Source organism: Corynebacterium sp. 122RC1, assembly GCF_024580955.1.
Taxonomy (GTDB): Bacteria; Actinomycetota; Actinomycetes; order Mycobacteriales; family Mycobacteriaceae; genus Corynebacterium; species Corynebacterium kozikiae.
Window position 1 is genome coordinate 60292 of sequence record NZ_JANIKD010000008.1, and the last position, 11593, is coordinate 71884.

Sequence of the window (11593 nt, forward strand, 5' to 3'; positions counted from 1 at the left end):
ATAGACAAGAAAGGCTGGTTCTCGGATGGCTTCTGTGAAGCAAGTATCTGAGGAAATCCTGGAAAAAATTGGTGGAGCGGAAAACATTGCGTCTCTCACGCACTGCGCCACCCGCCTACGCTTCCAGCTCAATGATCAATCCAAGGCAGATCAACAAGCGCTCGACGCAATCCCTGCAGTTCTCGGCGTAGTTCCTCAGGGTTCCACCGGCATGCAGGTGGTCATGGGCGGCGACGTTGCCAACTACTACCAGGAACTCGTTGCGCTGCCAGGCGTTTCTGGAAGTGCGGAATCCGACGCGCCCAAGTCCGCAGGCAAGAAGGAATACGGCGGCGTACGCGGCAAGTATTCCTGGGTGGACTACTGCTTTGAGTTCCTTTCCGATACGTTCCGCCCGATCCTGTGGGCGCTGCTCGGCGCCTCGCTGATCATCACCATGCTGGTGCTTGCCGATACCTTCGGCTGGCAAGACTTCCGCGCCCCAATGGAAGAGCAGCCAGCAACCTACCAGTTGCTGCACGCAATGTGGCGCTCGGTGTTCTACTTCCTGCCAATCATGATTGGTGCTACCGCAGCGAAGAAACTGGGTGCCAACGAGTGGGTTGGTGCGGCGATTCCTGCGGCCTTGCTCACGCCGGAGTTCCTGGCCATGGGCTCCGCTGGCGACGTCGTTGATGTGTTCGGCTTGCCTCTGGTGATCAATGACTACGGCGGACAGGTGTTCCCACCGCTGATCGCCGCGATTGGCCTGTTCTGGGTGGAAAAGGGCCTGAAGAAGCTCATCCCGGGCTCGGTGCAGATGGTGTTCGTGCCGTTCTTCTCCCTGCTCATCATGATCCCGCTGACTGCGTTCCTGCTCGGCCCATTCGGCATCGGCATTGGTAACGGCATTTCCAACTTCCTCTACGCGGTCAATGACTTCTCGCCATTCATCCTGGCGATCATCATTCCGCTGCTCTACCCATTCCTCGTGCCACTCGGCCTGCACTGGCCACTGAACGCCATCATGGTGCAGAACCTCGCCGTGCTTGGCTACGACTTCATCCAGGGCCCAATGGGTGCGTGGAACTTTGCCTGCTTCGGTGTGGTCACCGGCGTGATGGTGGTGTCCATGCGCGAGGGCAACAGGCAGATGCGCCAGGTCTCCATGGGTGGCATGATGGCTGGCCTGCTCGGTGGTATTTCCGAGCCATCCCTCTACGGCGTGCTCCTGCGTTTCCGCAAGACCTACTTCCGTCTCCTTCCAGGCTGTTTTGTGGGCGGCGTGATCATGGGTCTGTTCAACGTGAAGGCCTCCGCATTCGTGTTCACCTCCTTGCTCACCATCCCAGCGATGGAGCCTATGGGCGGCTATGCAATTGGTATCGCCGCAGCATTCTTCACCTCCTTCTTCCTGGTGGTCTTCCTGGACTACCGCTCCAAGGAGGAAAAGGCTGACGCGCTGGCACAGCTTGCACGCCAGAGCGAGGTTGAGGAATCCCCAGTGATCCCAGAAGCCACCCCAGCTACCACCTCCACTTCCGCTTCCGCTGCAGTTCCTGTTGCCGCCACCACCGCGGGCGCCGCTACCGCAACTGCAGTCGCAGACGCCCCAGTCAAGACCGCACTCGAGCCAGGCACCGTTACCCAGATCACCAGCCCACTGGAGGGTCAGGCGGTTGCACTCAGCGAGGTCCCAGACCCAATCTTTGCCACCGCAAAGCTCGGCCAGGGCGTTGCAGTGATCCCAAGCGGCACCGAGGTTGTTGCGCCTGCCGACGCCACCGTGATCGCCGTGCAAAAGTCTGGCCACGCTGTAGGCCTGCGCTTGGACAGCGGCGTGGAGCTGCTGGTCCACCTTGGTATTGACACCGTCCAGCTCGGCGGCGAAGGCTTCACCGTTCACGTGGCCCGCAAGGACCGTGTGAGCGCCGGTGACAAGCTGATCAGCTTCGATCCAAAGTTCATTGAATCTAAGGGCTACAACCTGATCACCCCAGTGCTCGTGACCAACACTGCGAAGTTCGCTGAGGTGCAGGGACGCCCAGCACCAGCAGTTGGCGCAGACACCGTGGTGATTGAAACCCGCGCATAGCTCAAGCATCACCTGCAGCTGAGCCGCGGCATCGCCGCCCACATACATGGGCGAGGTGCCGCGGTTTTTGCGCTTTAATGGTTGCATGACTGTTCTTGGAATCACCGGCGGCATTGGCAGTGGAAAATCCACCGTGACCAAGGCGCTTGCACAGCGCGGCGCTTTGGTTGTGGACGCAGATCAGGTGGCACGGTTGGTGATGGAGCCGGGGCACCCGGTGCTGGCCAAGGTGGCCGAGGTGTTTGGTCACGATATTCTGCATCCCGATGGCAGCCTGGACCGGGCGCTTCTTGCGCAGCGGGCATTTGCCTCAACGGAACAGACCGCAAGACTCAACGCCATTACGCACCCCGCGATCGCCGAGCTCATCAGCGAAGAACTCCGAAAGCATAATGCCGCCGCGGCAGCGGATAAGGCGGTGCCCGCGGTAGTACTGGACCACCCTTTGTTGATCGAGTCTGGCGCGATTGCACTGGTGGATAAGGTGGCTGTGGTTGTAGTGGATGTGGAGGAACGCATCCGCAGGCTCGGACAGTTCCGCGGAATCAGCGAGCAGGACGCCAGGGCGCGCATAGCCCAGCAGCTTTCTGACGAAGAACGCCTCCAACACGCCGACGCCGTGATTGACAACAACGGCAGCGTGGAGGATCTTGAGCCGCAGGTGGAAGCATTGTGGAACGAGGTGTTCGGCCGCGTGAGCTGATCTACAGGTGCGATGAGGAGGCGTTGAGCCCCAAGCCTGCGGTGATGGGTTGGCGCGTGGGGGCGTCGGAAATCCTGCGTGCAGTCTGCCTGCGAAAGCGCGTACCCTGTAATGCATGGCTTTTGCTGCTGAGTATCCAGAACTTCCGGTGTCCGAGTTTCGTCCCGTAGGGGAGATTGAACGCACGGACGGCGCTTTTCAGGTTATTTCCGAATATCAACCGGCGGGCGATCAACCTGCGGCAATCGCGGAATTGGATGAGCGTTTGAACCGCGGTGAGCAAGACATTGTGCTGCTGGGCGCAACGGGTACGGGTAAGTCGGCTACAGCGGCGTGGCTCATTGAGAAGCAGCAACGTCCCACGCTGGTGATGGCTCCGAACAAGACGCTGGCGGCGCAATTGGCCAACGAGCTGCGCCAACTGCTGCCCAACAACGCGGTGGAATACTTTGTGTCCTACTACGACTACTACCAGCCAGAGGCTTACATAGCGCAGACGGATACCTACATTGAAAAGGATTCCTCCATCAACGACGATGTGGAGCGCCTGCGGCACCGCGCTACAAGCTCGCTGCTTTCCCGACGCGACGTGGTGGTGGTGAGCTCCGTTTCCTGCATCTATGGCCTGGGCACGCCGCAGTCCTACCTGGATCGTTCCGTAGTTTTGGAAGTAGGTGAGGAGGTGGAGCGCGATCGCTTCCTCCGCCTGCTTGTGGACATCCAATATGACCGCAATGATGTGGGCTTTACCCGCGGCGCTTTCCGGGTGAAAGGTGACACGGTGGACATCATCCCCGCCTATGAAGAGGTGGCCGTGCGGGTGGAGTTCTTTGGCGATGAAATTGATGCGCTGTACTACATTCACCCGCTTACCGGTGACGTGATCCGCCAGGTAGACACGGTGCGGATCTTCCCAGCCACCCACTATGTGGCTAGCCCGGAGCGGATGGAAAAGGCTGTTGAGGCAATCAAGGAGGAGCTGGGCGAGCGCCTTGAGGACCTGGAAAACCGAGGGAAGCTGCTGGAGGCGCAGCGCCTGCGGATGCGCACGGAATATGACCTGGAAATGATCGAACAAGTGGGTTTTTGCTCCGGCATTGAGAACTATTCCCGCCACCTGGACGGGCGGCCTGCGGGCTCTGCGCCGGCCACGCTGCTGGATTACTTCCCAGAGGACTTCCTCACGATCATTGACGAGTCTCACGTCACCGTCCCACAGATTGGTGGCATGTTTGAGGGCGATATGTCCCGTAAACGCAACCTCGTGGAGTTCGGTTTCCGCCTCCCCTCAGCGCTGGACAACCGCCCGCTGCGCTGGGAGGAGTTTGAGCAGCGCGTGGGGCAAACAGTCTACCTTTCCGCAACCCCGGGAGACTATGAGATGGCTGCCGCGGGTGGCGAGTTTGTGGAACAGGTGATTCGCCCAACGGGGCTCGTAGATCCGCTGATCACCGTGAAGCCCACCAAGGGGCAGATCGATGACCTCATTGAGGAAATCCGCAAACGCACCGCCAAGGACGAACGCGTCCTAGTGACCACCCTGACTAAAAAGATGGCCGAAGACCTCACCGATTACCTTCTGGAACACGGGGTGAAGGTGCGCTATCTGCACTCGGACATTGATACCCTGCAGCGTGTGGAGCTGCTGCGCCAGCTCAGGCTCGGTGAATACGACGTGCTGGTGGGCATCAACCTGCTGCGCGAGGGCCTGGACCTGCCCGAAGTATCCCTGGTAGCAATCCTTGATGCGGACAAAGAAGGCTTCCTGCGTTCCACCCGTTCGCTCATCCAAACCATCGGCCGTGCCGCGCGTAACGTCTCCGGCGAGGTAATCATGTACGCGGACAAGATCACGGACTCCATGGCGTACGCAATCGAGGAGACCCAACGCCGCCGCGAAAAGCAGATCGCCTATAACACCGAGCACGGCATTGACCCGCAGCCACTGCGCAAGAAAATCGCCGACATCCTGGATCAAGTGCAAGAATCACAGTCCAGCGAAGATAGGGGCTCGCTCACATCCGACGTAGCCGTGGCACAAGATCAGCGCGACGTCTCCCAGATGCCTACTGAGCAGGTGCAGCAGCTAATCGACGACCTCACCGCCCAGATGGGCGAGGCAGCGCGGGAGCTCAAGTTCGAACTCGCCGGACGTTTGCGTGACGAGATCGCAGACCTGCGCAAGGAATTGCGCAGCCTCAAAGACGCAGGGATGTAGCCTCTAGGTAAGCGAGGGGTGAGCAAAGGGTGAGCGAAGGGCCACGCGGTGGTGTGGAACTCGCTACACTGTGAGACAACGTGAATCTCTGGCCGGCGGCACACAAAGGTTTTCTGAGATTGCACAACCCCAACCCAGAACTATGGGTTGGGTTCGCGCGGTGTGGGTAGGGATGAGCCCTTCCCAGGATTGCTCCGCGCAAAGTAGATACAACGGATTTTCCAGCGCAGCGAAAGGTTCTCAATGAGTAACTACAGCACCATCGTGGTAGGCACCGATGGTTCCCCTTCTTCCCTTCTTGCCGTTGAGCGAGCAGCACGCATTGCAGCGGCGTTCGATGCCAAGCTGGTGATTGGCTGCGCCTACTACGAGTCCAAGGAAGAGGCTTCCAAGACCCTTCGCCAAGACTCCGTCACCGTCTTGGGCAATGACCCAGCCCAGGAGAACCTGGACAAGGCAGCGGAGCACGCAGCAAATGCCGGGGCCACCAAGGTGGAGACCGAGGTTCGCCCAGGCACCCCTGTGGAGGCTCTGATGGCAATTGTGAACGAGCACCATGCTGACCTGCTGGTTGTGGGCAACCGCGGTATCAACTCCCTGACCGGCCGCCTCCTGGGCTCGGTGCCTGCAGACGTGGCGCGCCAGTCTGATTGTGACGTGATGATTGTCCACACGGTCAAGTAGTTCAGTGATTTAGCTTATTGCTTGAGAAGCGGCCCTGGTTTGTGAGTGGCCGCGCAGACGCCCCGCCCCCCGTTCATCGGTTTACCGGCGGGGCGTTTTTCATTGCTGCGCATTGGTGCTGTTCCGGTATCGCAGTGTTGCTCACTTCAGGGTAAAGAGGCGCCACTCTGCACAACTTGGGGGAGCATCTTTGCACTTCAGGTGGGATTTCTTCAAGGGAATTCGCATGCTTTTGCCTGCAAATGCACCCTTGTGTTCCAGGCCACACCCCAACTAGCCTTGCTGCAAGTAACCACGCAGTGCTCACTGCGGTGAGGGCCCCAATAAAGACACTGGTTTAGACGAGGAGAGTCTCATCATGGCGCAGCAACACAACATTGCTCAGGCAGAAGCTCAGCAGCCCTACCTGCGGGTGGGCAACGGCCCACGCGTTGTGGTTGCGTTAAGCGGTTGGTTTGGCCATGGCGCCGATTGGGGCTTTTGGCAGGAGGTGCTGGACCAGGAGAACTTCACTTGGATTTTCCCTGACTACCGTGGATACGGTGCACGCATTGACGTCCCAGGAAACTACAGCCTGGATGAGGTCAGCGACGACACCCTGGCGCTCATCGCCCAACTCCAAGCCGAGGGTGTGCTCACCGAGGCTACGCCGTTGATCCTGCTTGGCCACACGATGGGCGGAGTGTATATGCAGCACACGCTTCTGAAGCTGCGTCAGGGCGGGGGAGAAGGGGAGTATGCCTCTCTTCCACAGGTGGCAGCCATAGTTGGGCTCAATCCTGTAGGGGCGCTCGGCTCCACCATGCCTGAACAGGCCTTTGCGTTCTACTCCACCGCAGGTGAACAGCCGCAGACCAGGCGCGCAATCATGGATATGCTCACAGGGAATCGCCTGAGCAGCACCTGGCTGAACCAAATGATGCACAGTTCAGCGGAGCATTCCCGCGGGGAAGCCGTGGACGGCTACTTTCAGTCCTGGGTTCGTGCCAACTTCTTGGAGGAGCTTGGCACCGTAGACATCCCCGCGCTCGTGATCGTCGGCGCGCATGACCGCGCCATCACCGCAGAGGCTGTGTCCAAGACCTATGGAAGCACCTACCCAGACTGCACGATCCTGGAGCTTCCCGACGCCGGGCACTACGTCATGCAGGAAGCCCCACTGCGGGTCGCGGCTGAGGTGGAGCGCTTCTTGCTCGACAAGCTCGCGACTCCAACCGGCTAATTTGCGGTTAATCCAGCACGGGCATTTGTCCGCACACGGTTAACGTTTGGGTGGCTCGGGTGAGTGCTACGTAGAGGTCTTGCCACCCTTGGGGTGATTCACTCACGATCTGCGCGGGCTCGTGGAGCACTACGTGGTCAAACTCCAGGCCCTTGACCTCTGAAACTGAATACACCTCCACCGCCGGAGCCCCGTCATGCGCTGCCTGTTGGGCGCGGTCACGCAGCTCGGAGACAGCACTTTCCGCGGCGATCACCGCGCACAACCGCCCAGGGTCTTGGGCAGTCAGGGTGTTTGCTGCTGCAAGCGCGTCACCGTGGGAGTCGGCGTGGGAGTCGGCGTGGGAAAACATCCGCACCGAATCGGGTTCGCTGCGCAGCGCTGTGGCGTGCGGTGCGTTGGGTGCGTACACCTTGAGGACCTGGTTGGCCAGATCCATGATTTCCGCTGGGGTGCGGTAGTTTACGGTGAGTGCGTGTTTGCGGAAGCGGTTGGCAACGTAGGGTGCGAGCGTTTCCTCCCAGGAGTCCACGCCGGCGGGGGAGCTGGTTTGGGAGGTGTCACCAACCAGGGTCATCCAACGGGAGGGCGAGCGCCGCATAATCATGCGCCACTCCATAGGGGTGAGCTCCTGGGCCTCATCCACGATCACGTGGCCGTAGGCCCACTGGTGGTCGGCCGCAGCGCGCTGGGCGGTGGTTGCGATCTCCCGGACTTCCTGGCGGCCGGCGAGCGCTTCGGCGTCCAACACATCGTGGGCGGAGAGGATTTCCGCGTCGGTTTCATCATCCAAGTCCGTGTTCGCGGAACCGCGCAGGATTTCCAGGGCGTCCTCGGCGTCTTGGAGCTGTTCGCGCCACTTGGCCTCTGCCTGGGCGGCGGCGTCCTCCGGAGTGAGTACGCCGATTTTGGTAGCTAGTTCGTCCAGCAAGGCGGCGTCGCTTTCCGCCCATTCAAAAGGGTTGGCGCGCCACAGGGCGGCTTGGGTTTCCTCGTCGTAATCAAAGGCGATCTCAGCAATGAGTGCCTTGCTGCCTAACAGTTCGCCGAGCACCGTGGTGGGCTCCAGCTTTGGCCAGTAGCGCTCGACGAGTTCAGCGACGGCGGGCTCTTCGGCGAGGTCATCATGGAGTTGTGCCACGTCACCTGCGGAAAGCAGGTTCTTGCCGCCGAGTGGGTCGCTGCCGATTTTTGCGGCCATCGCCTGGGCGAGCTCGTCGGTAAGCGCCTCCGCGAAGGCTGGCTGCGCCTCATTGTGGGGTCTGCGGGTGCGCCGCGCGCGGGTTCGTGCCTTTTTCACCATCGCTTCGGTGACCTCAATATCGATGTTGTCTACCATCAGCACTTCTGGTCGCCCGGATGCCGAGTCGGGGAGGCGTTGATGGTGCTTCACCAGGCGGTCGAGCAGCGTCACCATTTCCTCGGAGCCCTTCACCTCGCGGGCGAGTAGGCTTTCCTTCGCACCTGCGCCCGATCCATCCGCGGATAGTGCGGATTGGGCGAGTGGCGTGGGCTTCACCCCTGGATAGAGTTCGCCAACGGTGGCCAGAACCACGCCGGTCTCACCGAGTTCTGGGAGCACGCGCGAAATATACTCCAAAAACCTGCGGTTCGGACCCACAATGAGCACACCGGTTTTGGCGAGCATCTCTCGCCAGGTGTAGAGCAGGTACGCCACTCGGTGCAGCGCTACCGCGGTTTTGCCGGTGCCGGGGCCGCCTTCAACCACCATGACGCCGCGGTGTTCGTCACGAATGATCTCGTCCTGCTCACGCTGAATTGTCTGCACGATGGACGCCATGTGCCCTGTGCGTGCCGCGCCGATTGCCCGCAGGAGCGCCTGCTCACCTGCAACGTTGGCGGCTGCGTCGGAAATGCCGGAAGCTGAAGTGGGATCGGCCTGTTGGGAGCCTTCGCCCGCCGAGCCCTGCAGAATCTCCTCGTCAACGGCGGTGACTGTTTTGCCGCGGGTGCGGATGTGGCGCCGCGTCTCCACGCCCTCCGGGTGCGCGGTGGTGGCCAGGTAAAAAGGCCTGGCTAGGGGAGCGCGCCAGTCAAGGAGGAGCGAGCGGTAATCGTCTTCCGTTGCGAGCAACCCCATCCTGCCGATGTAGCGGCGATCCACGTTGCTGCGCCCCGGCACAGGATTATCAATGAGGTCAGGGGAATCAGATTGCACGTCGATGCGCCCGAACACGAGCCCGAGCTGGGCAAGGTTGAGCCTGTCAATTTTTTCATGCAGCCCGTGATACTCCGTCTCGCGTTCCACCAGCGCTTCGGCATCGGGGTTCGCTGGGTCCACACGCAACATCACCTGCCGCAGACGCTCCTGCGCCGCTGCAACCTCGGAGTCCAGCCGCTGAAACAGCATGTCAACGTAGGCTTGCTCGGCTGCGATCGGGGAGTGATCTGAAGAAGAAATAGTGCATCCACCTCAAAGAGAATCAGGCAAAGAACTCTGCAAAAAGAAGTGCCAGTGTAGCGCAAAATCAGGCGTTACGACGCGCACAAGCGCCCCACCTCCCACACGTTTTGCTGGCGGGGATGGGGCGCTGTGAGGCAGGAAGTGTGAGGCTTAGAAGGCCTTCTTCACTCGCTTTTGTGCCTGGGCGAGCTTCTTGTCAGCCTGCTTTTGCAGCTTGTTGGCCTGCTTGGAGGCCTTCTTGGCGGCTGCACCGGTGGACTTCTCAGCCTGGGCCAGCGCATCCACTGCGCGCTGCTGCGCAACAGAAGCCTGCTTCACTACCTTCTTGCGGGCAACCTTGGAATCCTTTTGTGCTTGCTGCAACCAGGAGGAGGCGTCATTCTGGGCGTCCTCGAAGAAGCCGGAGGCACGGTCGGCAGCCTTGGCAAAACCCTTCTTGGCTTGCTCAGCTTGGGTGCCGGCGAAGTCCAACCAGTCATCCTTGTTGTCTTCAACGTAATCCTGCGCCTTGGCGGCGTACTCAGAAACCTTCTCCGAGGCATCGCCGAACCAACCCTTGGCGGAAGCGGCCAGAACGGAGGCATTTTCCTGGGCGGAATCTACGAACTTCTCGGTCTCGCTCTTGGTGGGCAGTGCCTGCTGAATCTGCTTGTTGGCACGCTTCGCAGCGTGGTTTGCGCGCCACTTCAAGCCGGGCTTGCCCTCGGTGTCCAAGCTGGTAATGGCCAGGCCACCGAGCAGCGCGATGCTGGTGAGGAAGCCCTGGCGGCGGGCAATCTTTTCTTCCTTTACCTGGGTCTCCCAGAACGCGTGGCGGGCCAGGATGGTGGGAACCGCCAGTACGGCCAAGGTGCCAGCGGAAAGGCGAGGCGCCTTGCCCAGGGCGAGCATGGAACCGGCGCCAACTTTCACGCCACCAAGTGCGCGGGTAACCAGCTCCGCATCCTGGGGGAGCTGCTTTGCGTACTTGCGGGGCAGCACCGTGCGGATCTGGCGCAGCACAGCCTTGGTGCCATCAACGTGTGCGTCGGTGTTGATGATGGTGTCTGCGCCATCCGCGATGTAGACGGAGGCAAGTGCCGGGCGAGCGATCTTGCGAATCATTCTCTTCAATCTCCTTTGGTAGCAAACCCTCAAGGGCACAAGGGCACAAGGGCATTGCGTATTATCTGCGTTTCATTTGCACGCCACGCGCGCAATTACCTCTTCAATGGTACAGAGTTTGCAGCGAGCTTGGGTGGACTGCCTGTGCCACTGGGTTGCCCTTTGGATACTGTGAACAGGGGGTTTGTAGGGTGTAGTAGATTTTATGCACGCCGGTGCTGAGCTGTGTGGGAATCGGGGTTGCGTGTCGTTTCTTTCCCCTCCGGCGCGCCACCCCGTGTCCCTTTCGGGCCTCGGGATGTGTGGTCTTGGGGGCGTCGGAACCCTGCCGAGGCCCCTTGTTGCTACCAGCGGCGCTCCCACCAGTCTTCGAGCTCGGGGCGCTCCTTGCCCAAGGTTGTGGAGGCGCCGTGGCCGGGGTGAATCACGGTGTTGTCTGGGTATTGGTCAAAGATTTGCTGCTTGACGTCATGGAAGAGCCGCTCAAATTCGCTTTCGCTAGTGGTTTTCCCAAGGCCGCCGGGGAAAAGGCTATCGCCGATGAAGATGTGTGGCACGCCCTCGAGCTCTGCCACCAACGCCGCGCCACCGGGGGTGTGTCCGCGCAAAATGTGGACCTTTAGCTCCCTGCCGGCAAACGGAATGGTGTTGCCCTCATGCAGCTCAACATCCACTTCTGCGGGCAGAGCAGGGGCGTCCAAGAAAGGTGCGTAGTGAGTGGCGCCGGTTGCCGCAAGCACGTCTTTGAGGGCGCGGACATGATCGTGGTGGCGGTGTGTGGTGAGCACAGCGGTGATCTTGACGCCGTGCTGCTCAGCGAGTTGCAGGAGAGCGTGTGCGTTGTCCGCGGCGTCTACCAAAAGGGCCTGGCCGGTGTGTTCTGGGTGTGTGCTGTCTGTACCGCCTGTGCTGCCTGTACCCCCTGTGCCGCCTGCCTTGGTGTAGAGCAGGTAGCAGTTATTATCCATGTCCCCAACGGAGATCTGATCGAGATGGAGCGTTGGCAGGTTGTTGTGCTGTTCGTCGGTCATGGCATTCAGGGTAGTCAGTGGGCGGGACACGCGCCCGAAAACGGCGAATGCGCATGGCTTGGTGCCGTCACTTCGAACAAGTGTATGATAGCGGGAGTGTGTGGGCAGAGTGTCCGTGGACGCAATCGCGTT

At 60.5% G+C, this 11593-nt stretch carries 8 protein-coding genes; 5 read left to right on the plus strand and 3 right to left on the minus strand.

The features are described from left to right. Positions 1 to 25: 25 nt before the first annotated feature. From NQ050_RS05600 to NQ050_RS05620, 5 genes are all read left to right on the plus strand, one after another. Positions 26 to 2074 (plus strand): glucose PTS transporter subunit IIA, encoded by a 2049-nt coding sequence (locus tag NQ050_RS05600; RefSeq protein ID WP_257038306.1) that lies wholly within the window; start codon positions 26 to 28, stop codon positions 2072 to 2074. Positions 2075 to 2159: 85 nt separating this feature from the next. Further along, positions 2160 to 2777 (plus strand): dephospho-CoA kinase, encoded by a 618-nt coding sequence (gene coaE / locus NQ050_RS05605; protein WP_257038307.1) that lies wholly within the window; start codon positions 2160 to 2162, stop codon positions 2775 to 2777. Between the two features lie 115 nt (positions 2778 to 2892). Beyond that, positions 2893 to 4995 (plus strand): excinuclease ABC subunit UvrB, encoded by a 2103-nt coding sequence (gene uvrB, locus NQ050_RS05610; protein ID WP_257038308.1) that lies wholly within the window; start codon positions 2893 to 2895, stop codon positions 4993 to 4995. A gap of 243 nt (positions 4996 to 5238) precedes the next feature. After that, positions 5239 to 5679 carry a universal stress protein gene (locus NQ050_RS05615; RefSeq protein WP_257038309.1) on the plus strand — a complete coding sequence of 147 codons (441 nt, stop codon included), beginning with the start codon at positions 5239 to 5241 and terminating at the stop codon, positions 5677 to 5679. Between the two features lie 358 nt (positions 5680 to 6037). After that, positions 6038 to 6901: an alpha/beta fold hydrolase gene (locus NQ050_RS05620; protein ID WP_257038310.1), complete on the plus strand. Its 864-nt coding sequence runs from the start codon at positions 6038 to 6040 to the stop codon at positions 6899 to 6901. Positions 6902 to 6908: 7 nt separating this feature from the next. Here NQ050_RS05620 and NQ050_RS05625 read toward each other — a convergent pair whose 3' ends face one another. From NQ050_RS05625 to NQ050_RS05635, 3 genes are all read right to left on the minus strand, one after another. Next, on the minus strand, positions 6909 to 9272 hold the full coding sequence (locus NQ050_RS05625) for an ATP-binding domain-containing protein (RefSeq protein WP_257038311.1): 2364 nt from the start codon (positions 9270 to 9272) through the stop codon (positions 6909 to 6911). A gap of 204 nt (positions 9273 to 9476) precedes the next feature. Continuing rightward, the gene (locus tag NQ050_RS05630) at positions 9477 to 10430 is read right to left on the minus strand and encodes a DoxX family protein (RefSeq protein WP_257038312.1); all 954 of its coding nucleotides are present in this window, start codon (positions 10428 to 10430) and stop codon (positions 9477 to 9479) included. A 344-nt stretch (positions 10431 to 10774) separates the two neighbouring features. After that, positions 10775 to 11461, minus strand: coding sequence for an MBL fold metallo-hydrolase (locus tag NQ050_RS05635; protein ID WP_257038313.1), 687 nt, complete (start codon positions 11459 to 11461; stop codon positions 10775 to 10777). Between the last annotated feature and the right edge of the window lie 132 nt (positions 11462 to 11593).

Excerpts from the sequence above, each read along its gene's own strand:
- NQ050_RS05600 (WP_257038306.1), top strand. The coding sequence starts at position 26 with ATGGCTTCTGTGAAGCAAGTATCTGAGGAAATCCTGGAAAAAATTGGT.
- coaE (WP_257038307.1), top strand. The coding sequence starts at position 2,160 with ATGACTGTTCTTGGAATCACCGGCGGCATTGGCAGTGGAAAATCCACC.
- NQ050_RS05630 (WP_257038312.1), bottom strand. The coding sequence starts at position 10,430 with ATGATTCGCAAGATCGCTCGCCCGGCACTTGCCTCCGTCTACATCGCG.
- NQ050_RS05620 (WP_257038310.1), top strand. The coding sequence starts at position 6,038 with ATGGCGCAGCAACACAACATTGCTCAGGCAGAAGCTCAGCAGCCCTAC.
- uvrB (WP_257038308.1), top strand. The coding sequence starts at position 2,893 with ATGGCTTTTGCTGCTGAGTATCCAGAACTTCCGGTGTCCGAGTTTCGT.
- NQ050_RS05635 (WP_257038313.1), bottom strand. The coding sequence starts at position 11,461 with ATGACCGACGAACAGCACAACAACCTGCCAACGCTCCATCTCGATCAG.
- NQ050_RS05625 (WP_257038311.1), bottom strand. The coding sequence starts at position 9,272 with ATGCTGTTTCAGCGGCTGGACTCCGAGGTTGCAGCGGCGCAGGAGCGT.
- NQ050_RS05615 (WP_257038309.1), top strand. The coding sequence starts at position 5,239 with ATGAGTAACTACAGCACCATCGTGGTAGGCACCGATGGTTCCCCTTCT.